The organism is Sphingobium sp. S6 (genome assembly GCF_905120495.1).
Taxonomy (GTDB): Bacteria; Pseudomonadota; Alphaproteobacteria; order Sphingomonadales; family Sphingomonadaceae; genus Sphingobium; species Sphingobium agri.
In genome coordinates this window covers 583,299-596,327 of record NZ_CAJHOG010000002.1, presented here as the reverse complement: position 1 = coordinate 596,327, position 13,029 = coordinate 583,299, and the positions used below count along the sequence as shown (strand labels likewise).

16 protein-coding genes are annotated in these 13,029 nt (G+C 65.1%); 8 read left to right on the top strand and 8 right to left on the bottom strand.

Annotation, left to right across the window (positions count from 1 at the left end; genetic code table 11):
- Positions 1–40: 40 nt before the first annotated feature.
- Entirely contained in the window at positions 41–1,504 is a 1,464-nt protein-coding gene (locus tag SPHS8_RS10010) for an efflux transporter outer membrane subunit (protein WP_201515513.1), read from the top strand.
- A 70-nt stretch (positions 1,505–1,574) separates the two neighbouring features.
- Here the strand turns inward: SPHS8_RS10010 and pal are convergent, their stop codons facing one another.
- The 6 genes from pal to ybgC form a co-directional block, all read right to left on the bottom strand.
- Positions 1,575–2,093, bottom strand: coding sequence for a peptidoglycan-associated lipoprotein Pal (gene pal / locus SPHS8_RS10005; RefSeq protein WP_201515351.1), 519 nt, complete (start codon positions 2,091–2,093; stop codon positions 1,575–1,577).
- Positions 2,094–2,151: 58 nt separating this feature from the next.
- A complete protein-coding gene (gene tolB, locus SPHS8_RS10000) occupies positions 2,152–3,474 on the bottom strand; it encodes a Tol-Pal system beta propeller repeat protein TolB (RefSeq protein WP_201515350.1) in 1,323 nt (440 codons plus the stop codon).
- A complete protein-coding gene (locus SPHS8_RS09995; RefSeq protein ID WP_201515349.1) occupies positions 3,471–4,445 on the bottom strand; it encodes a cell envelope biogenesis protein TolA in 975 nt (324 codons plus the stop codon). The genes tolB and SPHS8_RS09995 overlap by 4 nt, the downstream gene beginning before the upstream one ends.
- 19 nt (positions 4,446–4,464) lie before the next feature.
- Positions 4,465–4,929 (bottom strand): protein TolR, encoded by a 465-nt coding sequence (tolR, locus tag SPHS8_RS09990; protein WP_201515348.1) that lies wholly within the window; start codon positions 4,927–4,929, stop codon positions 4,465–4,467.
- Between the two features lie 145 nt (positions 4,930–5,074).
- A complete protein-coding gene (gene tolQ / locus SPHS8_RS09985) occupies positions 5,075–5,794 on the bottom strand; it encodes a protein TolQ (RefSeq protein ID WP_201515347.1) in 720 nt (239 codons plus the stop codon).
- Positions 5,791–6,261: a tol-pal system-associated acyl-CoA thioesterase gene (ybgC, locus tag SPHS8_RS09980; protein ID WP_097090642.1), complete on the bottom strand. Its 471-nt coding sequence runs from the start codon at positions 6,259–6,261 to the stop codon at positions 5,791–5,793. Before ybgC ends, tolQ begins: the two co-directional genes overlap by 4 nt.
- A gap of 216 nt (positions 6,262–6,477) precedes the next feature.
- On the opposite strand from ybgC, the gene SPHS8_RS09975 reads away from it, so the two are divergent.
- Positions 6,478–7,356, top strand: coding sequence for a 3-hydroxyacyl-CoA dehydrogenase NAD-binding domain-containing protein (locus SPHS8_RS09975; RefSeq protein WP_201515346.1), 879 nt, complete (start codon positions 6,478–6,480; stop codon positions 7,354–7,356).
- Between the two features lie 24 nt (positions 7,357–7,380).
- On the opposite strand, the gene pspF is transcribed toward SPHS8_RS09975, so the two are convergent.
- Positions 7,381–8,382 carry a phage shock protein operon transcriptional activator gene (pspF, locus tag SPHS8_RS09970; RefSeq protein WP_201515512.1) on the bottom strand — a complete coding sequence of 334 codons (1,002 nt, stop codon included), beginning with the start codon at positions 8,380–8,382 and terminating at the stop codon, positions 7,381–7,383.
- A 146-nt stretch (positions 8,383–8,528) separates the two neighbouring features.
- Between pspF and pspA the strand changes: the two genes are divergently transcribed.
- From pspA to SPHS8_RS09940, 6 genes are all read left to right on the top strand, one after another.
- Positions 8,529–9,197 (top strand): phage shock protein PspA, encoded by a 669-nt coding sequence (pspA, locus tag SPHS8_RS09965; RefSeq protein WP_201515345.1) that lies wholly within the window; start codon positions 8,529–8,531, stop codon positions 9,195–9,197.
- Between the two features lie 29 nt (positions 9,198–9,226).
- Positions 9,227–9,508 (top strand): envelope stress response membrane protein PspB, encoded by a 282-nt coding sequence (pspB, locus tag SPHS8_RS09960; protein ID WP_201515344.1) that lies wholly within the window; start codon positions 9,227–9,229, stop codon positions 9,506–9,508.
- A 1-nt stretch (position 9,509) separates the two neighbouring features.
- Positions 9,510–9,890, top strand: coding sequence for an envelope stress response membrane protein PspC (gene pspC / locus SPHS8_RS09955; RefSeq protein WP_097090646.1), 381 nt, complete (start codon positions 9,510–9,512; stop codon positions 9,888–9,890).
- A gap of 20 nt (positions 9,891–9,910) precedes the next feature.
- Positions 9,911–10,141 (top strand): hypothetical protein, encoded by a 231-nt coding sequence (locus tag SPHS8_RS09950; protein ID WP_201515343.1) that lies wholly within the window; start codon positions 9,911–9,913, stop codon positions 10,139–10,141.
- Positions 10,142–10,191: 50 nt separating this feature from the next.
- A complete protein-coding gene (locus tag SPHS8_RS09945) occupies positions 10,192–10,605 on the top strand; it encodes a SufE family protein (RefSeq protein ID WP_097090648.1) in 414 nt (137 codons plus the stop codon).
- A 69-nt stretch (positions 10,606–10,674) separates the two neighbouring features.
- A complete protein-coding gene (locus SPHS8_RS09940; protein ID WP_201515342.1) occupies positions 10,675–11,169 on the top strand; it encodes a hypothetical protein in 495 nt (164 codons plus the stop codon).
- Between the two features lie 152 nt (positions 11,170–11,321).
- Here SPHS8_RS09940 and ggt read toward each other — a convergent pair whose 3' ends face one another.
- Positions 11,322–13,022 (bottom strand): gamma-glutamyltransferase, encoded by a 1,701-nt coding sequence (gene ggt / locus SPHS8_RS09935; RefSeq protein ID WP_201515341.1) that lies wholly within the window; start codon positions 13,020–13,022, stop codon positions 11,322–11,324.
- Positions 13,023–13,029 lie beyond the last annotated feature (7 nt).

Below are 13,029 nucleotides of genomic sequence, written 5' to 3'. Positions count from 1 at the left end.
TGCGTTCGGGCTTTTTGAACGAGCCGCTCATCTCGTGCGAATGTCGAAGCGCTTCTTTTATCTGACGGGAAGGAAGACCCGTCGACAAGCTCAGGGCGAACGGGGGAGAGGGGGTGTCTGGCCACTCGGGGCGGCTTTGGCGCTCACCGCTTGTTCGACCGCTGGCCCCGATTATCGCCCGCCCGAACATGCCGTCGCCACGGCTCCAGCGGCGCAAGGGAGCTTCCAGTCCGCGCAAGGGACCGTGTTCAGCAATGCCGATCTGCCCGATCACTGGTGGCGGCTTTACAATGATCCGCAGCTGGATGGTCTGGTCGAGCAGGCGCTGATCGCCAATGCCGACCTTCACCGGGCCGAAGCGAATGTGAATGCAGCCCATGCCGTGTTGCGCGAGGCGGAAGCCGGGCGGTCGGTCAGCACGGCGTTGAGCGGCGGCGCGACGCTGGCGCGGCCTTCGGGAACGGCCGAAAGCCTGCCGGGCGTCGTGGGCTATGACCTGGGGCTGAGCGCGTCCTATCCGCTCGACCTCAACGGGCGGATCAGGCGGGCGATCGAAGCGAGCACGGCTGACCTGGAGGCGGTGGTGGCGGCGCGCGACTATTTGCGGGTGAGCGTCGCTGCGGCGACGGCGCGGGCCTATGCGCAGGTGTGCGCGGCCAATTATTCGCTGGCCGTCAACCGGCGGGTGGTCGGCCTGCAGCGGCAGACGCTGGACGCGACGGGGCGGCTGTTCCGGGGTGGACGAGGAACGGCGTTCGACGTCAGCCGCGCGCAGGCGGCGGTGGAAGCAAGCGCGGCGAACCTGCCCGCTTTCGAAGCGCAGCGGCAGGTGGGGCTTTATCTGCTGGCAGCATTGCTGGGGCGCGCGCCTGCCCACTACCCGCGTGAGGTGGAAGGCTGCGCTGTCCTGCCTGCGCTGGGCGGCGCTTTGCCGGTGGGCGATGGTGCGGGGCTGATCCGGCGGCGGCCCGACATCAGGCAGGCGGAGCGGACGATCGCGGGCGACACGGCTCGGTTGGGGGTCGCGATGGCCGACCTTTATCCGCAGGTGCGGATTGGTGGGTCGGTCGGCCTGTCGGGGCCGCTGGAAACTTTGGGGTCCGGCACCGCGCTGGGGATCAGCCTGGGGCCGATCCTCAGCTGGAGCTTCCCCAACCGTCCAGTGGTGCGGGCCAGGATCGCGCAGGCCGATGCGCGGGTGCAGGGCAGCATCGCCTCCTTCGACGCGGTTGTTCTGGAGGCGCTGCGGCAGGCGGAAACGGCGATGGAAACCTATCGGCGGGATGCGCAGCGGGCGGCGGCGCTGGAACGGGCACGGACGAGCGCGGCGGTGTCGGCGGGGCAGGCGGGCAAGCTGTTCCGCTTCGGGCGCGGGGACTTCCTGTCGCTGCTCGACGCGCAGCGGAGCCTGGCGAGCGCGGAAGCGGCGGCTGCTGCGGCGCGGGTGCAGCTGGTGCAGGATCAGGTGGCGGTGTTTCTGGCGCTGGGTGGCGGCTGGAGCTGAGGGGGCATGAAAAAGCCCGCCGATGCTGTGACCGGCGGGCTTTCCCGTAGCTGTTGAGGGACCGATGGCCTCAATATTGGACAGTGACCGTCACCGCGCGGCGGTTCTGTGCCCAGGCGGATTCGTCCGAACCGAGCGCTGCGGGGCGTTCCTTGCCATAGCTCACGGTGTTGATGCGGCTGGGGTCGATGCCGAGCGAGGCGAGATAGTTTTTCGCGGCATTGGCGCGGCGGTCACCCAGCGCGATATTATAGTCGCGCGTGCCGCGCTCGTCGGCATGGCCTTCGATCGTGACGCGGACATTGGGGTTCTGCTGGAGCCAGGCGGCCTGGCTTTGCAGCGTCTGCTGGTCCTGCGCGTCGACATCATATTGATCGGTGTCGAAGAAGATGCGGTCGGACGAGACGGAGGCGACGAAATCTTCCTGGCTGCCCTTGACCGGGGCGCCCGTGCCGGTGCCCGTGCCGGTCCCGGTCTGTGCGCTGCTGTCAGTCGCCGGCGGGGGCGGCAAATCCTTGGGTGCTTTCTTGCCACAGGCGGCGAGCGCCAGGACCGAGACGGCGATGAGGAGGGGGCGGTTGAGTTTCATCAGGGGTCTCCTTGAAGAGCATAGGGTCGTTACGTCTGCGCGACGATGTTGTTCCGTGTCAGGGGAGCAGCGGACCCCAGGCGGGGTCTGAACCGCTCAGCGGCGTGGGGATGCGGCGTTCGTTGACGCCGGTCAGGTCGACTTGCCAGACCTGGCTGGTGCCTTCGCGCCCGGCGGTGGTGCGGAAATATTGCAGGACGCGGCCGTTGGGCGACCAGGTCGGCTGCTCATCCTGCCAGCCATTGGTGAGGATGCGTTCATTGCCGCCGTCCGGCGTCATGACGGCGATCTTGAAGTCGCCGCTGATCTTGGTGAAGGCGATGAGGTCGCCGCGCGGGCTCCATTCGGGCGTCGCATAGCGGCCGCCGCCATGGCTGATGCGCCGCTGGCCCGAACCATCGGCGTTCATGACATAGATTTGCTGGCTGCCCGAACGGTCGCTTTCGAACACGATGCGGGTGCCGTCGGGCGAATAGCTGCCGCCGACGTCGATGCCCGGCGCGGTGGTGAGGCGGACGGGTTGGCCGCCCTGCGCCGAGACGCGGTAGATGTCGGTATTGCCCGCGACCGCCATCGAAAAGAGGATGTTGCGGCCGTCGGGCGACCAGCGCGGCGCGAAGGTCGCATTGTTGCTTTCGGTGACGAGCCGCTGACGACCGGTGCCGATGTCATAGACATAAATGCGCACCCGGCTGCCGATATAGCTTACATAGACGATCGACTTGTAGTCGGGCGAGAAGCGCGGGGTGAGCGCGATCGACTGGCCGTTGGTGATGAAGCGGTGGTTGGCGCCATCGCTATCCATGATGGCGAGGCGCTTGGTGCGGTTCCCCTTGGGGCCGCTTTCCGCGATATAGGCTATGCGGCTGTCGAAGAAGGGGCTTTCGCCCGACAGGCGGGCATAGATGGCGTCGGCGCATTTATGCGCAGCCCGCCGCCAGTCGCGCGGAGCCACGACATAGCCCTGGCGGGTCAGTTCCTGCTTCAACGCGACGTCATAGAGATAGCAGCCGACCGTGATGTCGGCTTCCCCGCCAGTGGTGCGGACGAAGCCCTGCACCAGCGCCTGGTAAGCGCCCCATTTGTCATAGGCGGGATTGGTGACTTCCGGGAAGCCGATGGCGGGAATGCCGGCCGGGCCGGATGGATCGAACAGGCCCGATCCCTTGAGGTCCGTGGCGATCACTTCGGCGATCTTGCGGCCAAGTTCGGACGATGAGCCAGCGGGCGTCGACACTTCGGCCTGCGGCGGCAGGGCGGGCACGACGATCTTGAGGTTGCTGTCGATCTCGCCCGTCACATCGACCGACAGCTGTGCCATCGCAGGGCTGGCAAAGGCTGCGCAAAGGGCGAGCAGTGCGGGTATTCCAAAGCTTCTCATCGCGCTTTCCTTGCGTAGACTCTCAACGGTTTGAGCCATTTCCATTGTTCATAATATTCGTCCGGCAGCCCCTGGAAAGGGGAAGCCTGCATAACCGCCTGCACGGCGCGTTCCTTGTAGATGGAGACCTGTGGCTTGTTGCTGGCGGTCTGGCCCTGCACGTCGATGACTTCGGGCCTGCCGATCACCCGGCCGTTGCGGTCGATCTTCACCTCCAGGAATGCCACCAGCTGCTCGACATCCGCGCCGGAAGGGAGCTTCAGGTGCCGGTAGATCTGGTCCCCGATCAAACGGTCGAGCGCGGCCTTTTGCGCGGGGCCCATCGCGGCGGCGGGCGGCGGCGCGGCCTTGCGCGGCGCGTCGGCTTCGGTGTCGATGCCCTTCAGGAAATCCTTGCCGAGCAGCGAACCCTTGGGCTTTTCCGCCTTGCCCTGACCGGATGCGCGGGCCGGGGCATCAGGTTTCGCCTTGGCAGCAGGCTTTTGCGCTGACTTGGCTGGAGCGGGTTTAGCGGCGGCGGCGGGCTTCGCCTTGGCTGGCGTGGACTTGGCCGCTGGCTTTTCGGGCGCGGGCTTGGGCTTTGGCTTGGCCTTGGCCACGTCCTTCTTCGCCGGAGCGGGTTCGGGCTTGGCGGGAGCAGGCTTCTCCACCTTCTTGGGTGGAGCAGGCTTTGGCGGCGGCGGCGCGGGCGAAGGCTCCGGCTCGGGAACAGGCGCGGGCTCTGGAACGGGCGCAGGGGCCGCGTCCTCGGTCGGTCCCTCTTCCGGCGCGACGCTGGGCGGGGGCGGCTGGGTCGAGATTTGCGGCGCGGTCGATTGGAGCGCCGCTTCATCCACCAGGCTGACGTCCATCGGCGGGGAGTTCAGCTTGAGCGGATTGGGCGTGGCCAGAAATCCGGCGGACAGCAGGCCGAACAGCAGGACATGTCCCGCCGTCGCGACGCCAAGGCCGATCTTCTCCGCGCGTTCCATCCGTTAAGTCCCTATGGCCCTATTCAGAACCGCCGCTGGCAGCGGCTTCGTCGCCGCCGGTGCTGACCAGCGCGACCTTGTTCAGACCGGCGCGGTTGAGTTCGCCCATCACGCGCATCACCCGGCCATAGTCGAGCCCGGTGTCGGCGCGCAGGAATATCTGAGGCGGCTCGGCCTTGCCCGCATTGGCGGAAACGATCTCCGCCAGACGGTCGGGCAATTCAGCATCGCTGATCTGCGTCTCGTCAATATAGAGGCCGCCGTCGCGATCGATCGAGACCACAGCTGGCTTGTCGTCCTGATCAAGGCCCTTGGCGCGGGTTTCGGGCAAGTTCACCGGCACGCCTGTGACGAGCAGCGGGGCAGTCACCATGAAGATGATGAGCAGCACCAGCATGACGTCCACCAAGGGCGTGACGTTGATGTCCGCCATCGGCGCGCGGCCACGGCCACGGCGATGGGATGGGGGGCCGGACATTGCCATTATTTTTTCCCCGTCATGCCAGCGAAAGCTGGCATCTCAGGCTGGATAGGGCCGGTCGTGAGGCACGAGATCCCAGCGTTGGCTAACGCCGCCCTTCGGGTCGCCGGGATGACGAAAAGGGGTGGGATGGCGGTGAGGGGCGCCATCACCGCTGCGCCTCCAGCTCCCGGCTCAGCGTCGAATAAAAGCCGTCGGCAAAGCGGGTCAGCTTGGACTCCATGCGGTTGATGCCATGGCTGAAGCGATTGTAGGCGATGACGGCCGGGATCGCCGCGAACAGGCCGATGGCGGTGGCGAACAGCGCTTCGGCGATGCCGGGCGCGACCACGGCAAGCGAACTATTCTGTTCCTTTGCGATGGCGGTGAAGGCGCGCATGATGCCCCAGACGGTGCCGAACAGGCCGACGAAGGGCGCGACCGAGCCGATCGTTGCCAGGATGTTGAGCCGGTCGGACAGGCGATCGACCTCGGCCGCGATCATGCTGGACATGGACGTCGCCAGCCGGTCGCGCGTGCCGTCGCGGTCTATTACCTTTTGCGCGGTCGACCGGCGCCATTCGGTGACGCCCGCCGCCATCACCTTGGCAGCAGGAAAATCGGCCTTCCCGCGTGCTTCGTAGAAACGGTCGATATCCTCCGCTTTCCAGAAGTCGGCTTCGAAGGCGCTGCTCTGGCGGCTCGCCTTGCGCAGCGTGAAGCTGAAGCCGATGATCATCGCCCAGGTCCAGATGCTGGCGAGCAACAGCCCCAGCATCACCAGCTTCACGACGATGTCCGCCTGAAGGAACAGGGCCAGCGGCGAAATGGTCGCGGCTTGGGTGGCAGCGCCCACCGCTGCGCCAACGTCAGGCATCGAAAGGCTCATGAGTTGATGTCTTCCCCTCTCATCAAACGGCTGAAAATGTCGGTCCAGGGCTTTGGTTGCCGCGTCGGGCGACCCTGATCGTTAAGGAAGGCGACCGAGACTTCGCCGTCCGTCAGTATTTCATCGCCGCGCCTGACTCTTTGATGAATGGTGCAGGCGACAGGGCGGATTGCGGTTACGCGGCTTTCCACCATCAGATCATCGTCGAGCCGGGCCGGGCGCTTGTAATCGATGTGCAGGCTGGTCACGGCATAAACGCCGGTTCCATCTTCCTGCGCGGCGCGCTGATTGATTCCCGCGACCCGCAGCATGTCGGATCGCGCGCGTTCCATGTAGCGAAGATAATTGGCGTGGTAGACGACGCCGGACAGGTCCGTATCCTCAAAATAGACGCGCACGGGAAAATGATGCACGGCGGCGATGAACCTTCCGGCCGCCGGCTCGGGCATGGGCGCTGTAACGGACATGCGCGGCCTTTTAACCATCAAGCAGGCGGCAGGCAAAGGCGGAAATGAAAGAAGCGTGCGCGTCCTGCCGGGCAGCCGGGGCAATCCATCCCACAAAGGGATCACGCTAAGCCCTGATTAACACGGCGCCTGTTGTGATGATGTTCAAAAGCGCTGGCCCCCTGCTTGCCATGGCGCTAGTGGGCGGCAAATTGATTTATGCAAGGACATTTTGGCATGACCGACATTCAGACCGTTGGCGTCATCGGCGCTGGTCAGATGGGCGCGGGGATAGCGCAGGTCAGCGCGCAGGCTGGCTATGACGTGATCCTGTGCGACGTCGATCTGGCGCGCGCGCAAAAGGGACTTCAGGGCATTTCCAAGCAGCTCGGCCGGGCCGCGGAGAAGGGCAAGCTGACCCCGGAAGAGTCCGAAGCCGCCTTCGCCCGCATCCGCCCGAGCGGCGATCTTGCCCCCCTCGCCGGTGCGCAGCTGGTGATCGAGGCGGCGACCGAGCGGGAAGAGATCAAGCGCACGATCTTTACCAATGTCGGCGCGGTGATCACGCCCGGCACGATCCTGGCGAGCAATACATCCTCCATCCCCATCACCCGGCTGGCGCAGGTGGTTCCCGATCCGGCGCTGTTCGTCGGCATCCACTTCTTCAACCCCGTCCAGGTCATGGCGCTGATCGAACTGATCCGTGGCCTTGCCACCTCGGATGAAACGGTGGCCATCGTGGAGGCCTTTGCCGCCCGCCTCGGCAAGAATGTCGTGCAGGCGTTCGACTCCCCCGGTTTCGTGGTCAACCGCATCCTGTTGCCGATGATCAATGAAGCGATCTTCGCCCTGGGCGAGGGGGTCGCGAACATTCGCGACATCGATATGGGCGTGCGGCTGGGGCTCAACCATCCCATGGGGCCGCTGACGCTGGCGGACTTTGTCGGGCTCGACACCTGCCTTGAGGTGCTGAACGTGCTGCGGTCAACCACTGGCGATTCCAAATATCGTCCCGCGCCGCTGCTGGTCAAATATGTCGAGGCGGGCTGGCTGGGGCGGAAGACCGGCAAGGGCTTTTACGACTATTCCGGGGCGGAGCCTGTGCCGACGCGCTGAGGCGGGAAGGGTGGCAAGGGGGTTTCAGTCTGCCCCCAGGCGATGCTTCCGCATGCAGTGGCGCAGCTGGTCATAGCTTAGGCCAAGCGCCTTGGCAGTGGCGCGCTGGTTGTAGCGGTGGCGCTCCAGCGCCGCTTGCACGATGGCGGCTTCATGTGCGTCCACGGCGGCGCGCAGATTGCTGACGGGGGCGAGGCTGGGCACGGGGGCGGGTTGGGGTTCCTTGCCCGCTTTTGCTGGCCGTTGCGGCTGCCAGGGTGAGGCGAAGGGATCGAAGACGATCTGCGCGACGGCGCGACTTGGCTCGTTCCAGCGGTATACGGCGCGCTCCACGACATTGCGCAACTCGCGGACATTGCCGGGCCATGCATGCGCTTCCAGCGCGCCCAGGCAGTCCGTGGAGAAGCCGGGCCATTGCGGCCATCCCAGTTCAGCCGCCATGCGCCTGCCGAAATGATTGGCGAGCACGCCCACGTCGCCGTCGCGGGCGCGGAGCGGCGGGAGGGTGATGACCTCGAAGCTCAGCCGGTCCAGCAGATCGGGGCGGAAGCGGCCTGCCTCCGCCAGTCCGGGCAGGTCTTCGTTGGTGGCGGCGATGATCCGGACATCCACCGTCATCGGCCGCGACGCGCCGATGCGGGTGACTTCGCCATATTCGATGACGCGCAGCAGCCGTTCCTGCGCCGCCATGGATAGGGTCGCCAGTTCATCGAGGAACAGCGTGCCGCCATCGGCCTCCTCGAACCGGCCCGCGCGTGATCGGGTGGCGCCTGTGAACGCGCCCTGTTCATGGCCGAACAGCTCCGCTTCGATCAATGTTTCCGGCAGCGCGGCGCAATTCATCACGATCAGCGGCTCGCCCCAACGGGGTGAGAGGCGGTGGAGCCGCTCGGCAACCAGTTCTTTGCCGGTGCCGCGTTCGCCGACGACCAGCACGGGGCGGTTGAGTTCGGCAGCGCGGCCTGCTTGCTCGACTGCATCGAGGAAGGCGAGGGACTGGCCAACGAATTGCGTGTTGCGCTCCATGACCAACATATGGTGAAAATTACCATAATTTGGCAATGATTTTCGCCGTGATGATTCTGGAATGCCCGAAAAAGGCGGCGGGATCGATCTGGCACGGCTCCTGCAAAGGAAGGGCAAAGTCGCTTGAACGAAGGATCGCTGTTCCGATGGGTATTTTTTCTCGCACGCGCGACATCATCGCCGCCAATGTCACCGACCTGCTCGATCGGGCGGAGGACCCAGCCAAGATGATCCGCATGATCATTCTGGAAATGGAGGAGACGCTGGTCGAGGTGCGCGCTTCTGCCGCCCGAACCATCGCTGATCAGAAGGAGATGAGCCGTCATATCGGCAAGCTTCAGGGCCTGCAGGACAGCTGGACCGAAAAGGCGCAACTGGCCTTGAGCAAGGATCGCGAGGACCTGGCCAAGGCCGCGCTGGTCGAAAAGCAGAAGGCGGCGGACATGGCGGAAAAGCTTGAGGCGGAAATCGAGCTGCTGGATGAGGCGCTTAAAGCGTCCGAAGAGGATATCGCCAAGCTTCAGGCCAAGCTGAGCGAGGCGCGCAACCGGCAGAACAGCCTGGTCAGCCGCATGGAAAGCGCGCAGAACCGGTTGCGGATGCGCGAAGCCTATGCCGGTGAAAAGGTGAACGAGGCCTTTGCCCGTTTCGACATGCTCGAACGGCGGGCGGACCTGGCAGAAGGGCGGGCGGATGCCTTCAACCTTGGCCAGCAGCCCAAGACGCTGGAGGAGGAGATTGCCGAATTGCAATCCGCCGACAAGGTCGACGCCGAACTCGCGGCGCTCAAGGCCAGCATGAACCGGCCCGCCTGAACCCGCCAGACGAACAGGGAGTGTGACGCATGGAGGATGTGTTTCTGCCGATCATGATCTGCGGCATGCTGTTTATCGGCATGCCCTGGCTGATCCTGCACTATACGACCAAGTGGAAGCAGGCGCCCAAGATCACCGACGAGGATGAGCGGCTGCTCGATGAGCTGCACCTGCTCGCCCGGCGGCTGGAGGACCGGTTGCAGACGGTCGAGCGGATCGTCGCCGCCGACAATCCCGATTTCCGTCCGGCGCGCCCCGCGCCCGACGATAGCTATGATTTCGATCGCCCGAACCTCGACAGGAGGAACTGACATGGCTGCGCGCCGCACCAAATTCTACCTCGACAAGCAGAATGGCAAATGGATGGGCGTGTGCGCGGGCATCGCCGATTATACCGGCATCGACGTGACGTGGGTGCGCGTCGGCGCGGTATTGGTGACGCTGATGGGGGCCTTCCCCTGGTCGCTGATCGCCTATTTCGCCGTCGCCTATTTTGGCGAGAACAAGCCGCTTGGCCTTTATGCCGATCGGGACGATGAGAAATTCTGGCAGGGCGTGCGCACCAATCCGGCGCGGTCGGCGCGCGATGTGCGGTCGAAGTTCCGCGACATCGACCGGCGGCTGGCCGACATCGAGACTTTCTACACCAGCCGCAACAAAAGGCTTGCGGACGAGATCGAAAGCCTGCGCTGAACGGAGCGTCGGAGGGTCATATGCAGGACATGGCTTTCACGCTGACCATGGTAATGGGAAGCCTGCTTGGGCTGCTGATCGTCGCGGGGGCGGCGCTGCGCGGATGGGACGGGTGGCTGGCGCTCAAGCGCGCGGAGCTTGGCCGTCCCGTGGAAGGCGTTACGGCCATGGGAAGCACGCGGATCGAGATGGCTGACCTCAAGGAGCGCATCCGCAAGCTGGAGGCGATCGCGGCGGGCGTTGATCCATGACGTGAGGAAAAGCGGCTTTCGCGGGCCGCTTTTCTGCCTATATGCGGGCTATGACCAAAGCGCCCGCCCTTGCCGATCTTCAGGAAGAATATGAATTTCTTGATGCCGATGACCGCTATCGGCTGCTGATCGACCTTGGCCGCGCGCTGGAACCGATGCCCGATGCGCTCAAGACCGATGCGACGCTGGTGCGGGGCTGTTCGGCGGCGGTGTGGGTCTATCCCACCGTGCGCGATGATGGCCGCCTCCATTTCCTCGCCGACAGCAATGCCGCGATCACGAAGGGGATCATCGCGCTTGTCCTGCTGACGGTGCAGGACCAGCTGCCAGCGGAAATAGCGGCGGCCGAGATCGAAGGCGATCTGGCGCCCTTCGACCTCAAGAATCAGCTCAGCTCCAACCGGACACAGGGCATCCCCAACATGATCGCGCTGATCCGGCAGACGGCGGAACGCTACAGCTGACATAAGGAAACCTGCTGACGTCCCGGCGTTCTCCTTCCGTGATCGAAACGGATGATGAGGAGATGCGCGATGCGAAGCCTGTGGATGCTGGCGGCTATCGGCATGCTGGCGGGCTGCTCTGGCGGTGAGAAAGAAGGGCCGACGCAGCGCGAGCAGATCGGTCAGCAATGGAAATATGAAGGCGGGCAGGCGGGCAAGCCCAAGGTCGCTTATATCGGCAGCGCCAACAGCGTGCAGACCATGACGGCGCAAGACACTTTCTCGGTGCTGCTGGTCCAGCCGATGGCGGAAGGCGGCGCGCAGGTGACGGTGAAGCTGGTGGGCGCGCCCTTCAGCTGCGACCTGTCCGACTGCCGCGTGACCGCCGTGACCGACGACGGCAAGAGCCACGAATGGCGCGGGCGGATGACGGAGAATAAGGACGGCATAGAGGTGCTGCCCGCAGCCAAGGCGGATCAGGCGATCAAGGGGACCAAGCTGCTGAAGGTCAATCTGGTGGTCGGCCCCAAGGACAAGAGCTTTCCGTTTGAGTTCAACGTCGCCGGGCTGGATTTGAAGGGGTGATGTTTCCGTCCCACAACCCGTCATCCCAGCGCAAGCTGGGATCTCAGGCCGTTGCGTGTAACCGCACGAGATCCCAGCGTTGGCTAACGCCGCCCTTCGGGTCGCTGGGATGACGAGTGGGGGGCGGGCTGTTCACTGAGCGGGAGACAAGGCTATTCCTGGAGCGACACGCCGGGGCTCCTGGGGTCAGCCGCGCCCTGCCACCGCCCGTCAGTTCCGCGTTCCGCCGCATTCGCCTTGAGGCCAAGCGGTGCGATAGTGACCGTGTGGCCCCAGGCCTCCAGCGGCGCCTTCATTGCCTCCAGCGCCGTCCCCTTCTCCAGCACAAGGCCTTTGGCGTCGAAGAACTCCAGCCCTAGCGCGATCGAGTCCTGTGCTGACAGGCCCCAGTCGAAATGCGCGATGATCGCCTTTGTCACCTGCATGATGATCGTCCGCCCGCCAGCCGCGCCGATCGTGAAGACAGGCGTTCCCTTGCCGTCATAAACGATGGTGGGGGACATGGAGGACAGGGGCCGTTTGCCCGGTTCCACCCGGTTGGCGACCGGCGCGCCATTTTTCTCGGGTGTGAAGCTAAAGTCGGTCAGTTCATTGTTGAGGATGACGCCGTTGGCAATCAACTGGCTGCCAAAGAAGCTTTCGATGGTGGACGTCCAGGCGGCGATGTCGCCGTCGCGGTCGATGGCGACGAAATGGCTGGTGCCGCTTTCCGGCTGCGGCGCGGCGGCGGTGCGGGCTTCAGCGCCGGGCGGCGTGCCGGGGCGATAGTCGTTGAGCGACCGGCCAAGCGCAATGAGCGCCGACCGCTTCCTGAGATAATCGGGATCGATCAGCCCGGCGATCGGCACGGACACATATTCCGGATCGCCGAGCCACTTGTCCCGATCGGCATAAGCCAGGCGCATGGCTTCACCGATGACATGCCAGGAACGCGGATCATCCTTACCCCATTGCTTGAGCGGAAAGCGTTCGACCATGCCCAATATCTGCAGCACGGTGATGCCGCCCGCAGAGGCCGGCCCCATGCCGCAAATGCTGTAGCCGCGATAAGGGCCGCAGACGGGCTTGCGCGCCTTCACCTGATAGGCGCCAATGTCGGCCTCCGTCATCGGCACGGGATTTTTGGGGGCGCTGGTGACAGTGGCGGCGATCGCCCGCGCGGTTTCCCCCTTGTAGAAGGCGTCAGGCCCTTCTGTCGCGATGCGCCGGAAGAGGGCGGCAAGTGGCGGGTTCCTGAGCGTCGTGCCGATCGGGGCAGGGGCGCCATCCACCCAGAAGAATTTCTGTATTTCCGGGAAATCGACCCAGATCGGCGCCACGGCCTTCATCGCGGTGTCGAGACGCTGGCGCACTTCGAACCCTTCTTCGGCAAGGCGGATTGCGGGCGCAAACAGGCTTGCCCAGGAGAGCTTGCCCCATTTGCGATGCGCTTCCCAGGCGAGCCGCACATTCCCCGGCACGCCCACCGAATAGCCGCCGGGCCAGGCGGAGCGGAAATCGAGCGGCTGGCCATCCGCCCCGATGAAGCGATCCGGCCGCGCCGCCGCAGGCGCGGTTTCGCGCCCGTCGATCGATTCGAGCACTCCCGTCTCGCCATCATGATGCACCAGGAAGCCGCCGCCGCCGACGCCGCTATTGTGCGGTTCGACGACGTTGAGCGCGAGCATCATGGCGATCGCGGCATCCGTCGCGCTGCCGCCCTGTCGAAGGATTTCCTGCCCCGCCGCCGCAGCGCGTGGATCGGCAGCCGAAACCGTCGCATTGAGCGAAGCGGGTTCGCGCGCCACGGCCGGCGCAGTGTAGAGGAAAGCAAAGGCAAAGGGGGCCAGCAGGCCAGCGAGGCGAGGCGTCATCCCCCGC

What these genes read in the sequence shown, in the direction of transcription:
- SPHS8_RS10010 (WP_201515513.1), top strand. Translation starts at nt 41, where the DNA reads ATGTCGAAGCGCTTCTTTTATCTGACGGGAAGGAAGACCCGTCGACAA.
- pal (WP_201515351.1), bottom strand. Translation starts at nt 2,093, where the DNA reads ATGAAACTCAACCGCCCCCTCCTCATCGCCGTCTCGGTCCTGGCGCTC.
- tolB (WP_201515350.1), bottom strand. Translation starts at nt 3,474, where the DNA reads ATGAGAAGCTTTGGAATACCCGCACTGCTCGCCCTTTGCGCAGCCTTT.
- SPHS8_RS09995 (WP_201515349.1), bottom strand. Translation starts at nt 4,445, where the DNA reads ATGGAACGCGCGGAGAAGATCGGCCTTGGCGTCGCGACGGCGGGACAT.
- tolR (WP_201515348.1), bottom strand. Translation starts at nt 4,929, where the DNA reads ATGGCAATGTCCGGCCCCCCATCCCATCGCCGTGGCCGTGGCCGCGCG.
- tolQ (WP_201515347.1), bottom strand. Translation starts at nt 5,794, where the DNA reads ATGAGCCTTTCGATGCCTGACGTTGGCGCAGCGGTGGGCGCTGCCACC.
- ybgC (WP_097090642.1), bottom strand. Translation starts at nt 6,261, where the DNA reads ATGTCCGTTACAGCGCCCATGCCCGAGCCGGCGGCCGGAAGGTTCATC.
- SPHS8_RS09975 (WP_201515346.1), top strand. Translation starts at nt 6,478, where the DNA reads ATGACCGACATTCAGACCGTTGGCGTCATCGGCGCTGGTCAGATGGGC.
- pspF (WP_201515512.1), bottom strand. Translation starts at nt 8,382, where the DNA reads ATGGAGCGCAACACGCAATTCGTTGGCCAGTCCCTCGCCTTCCTCGAT.
- pspA (WP_201515345.1), top strand. Translation starts at nt 8,529, where the DNA reads ATGGGTATTTTTTCTCGCACGCGCGACATCATCGCCGCCAATGTCACC.
- pspB (WP_201515344.1), top strand. Translation starts at nt 9,227, where the DNA reads ATGGAGGATGTGTTTCTGCCGATCATGATCTGCGGCATGCTGTTTATC.
- pspC (WP_097090646.1), top strand. Translation starts at nt 9,510, where the DNA reads ATGGCTGCGCGCCGCACCAAATTCTACCTCGACAAGCAGAATGGCAAA.
- SPHS8_RS09950 (WP_201515343.1), top strand. Translation starts at nt 9,911, where the DNA reads ATGCAGGACATGGCTTTCACGCTGACCATGGTAATGGGAAGCCTGCTT.
- SPHS8_RS09945 (WP_097090648.1), top strand. Translation starts at nt 10,192, where the DNA reads ATGACCAAAGCGCCCGCCCTTGCCGATCTTCAGGAAGAATATGAATTT.
- SPHS8_RS09940 (WP_201515342.1), top strand. Translation starts at nt 10,675, where the DNA reads ATGCGAAGCCTGTGGATGCTGGCGGCTATCGGCATGCTGGCGGGCTGC.
- ggt (WP_201515341.1), bottom strand. Translation starts at nt 13,022, where the DNA reads ATGACGCCTCGCCTCGCTGGCCTGCTGGCCCCCTTTGCCTTTGCTTTC.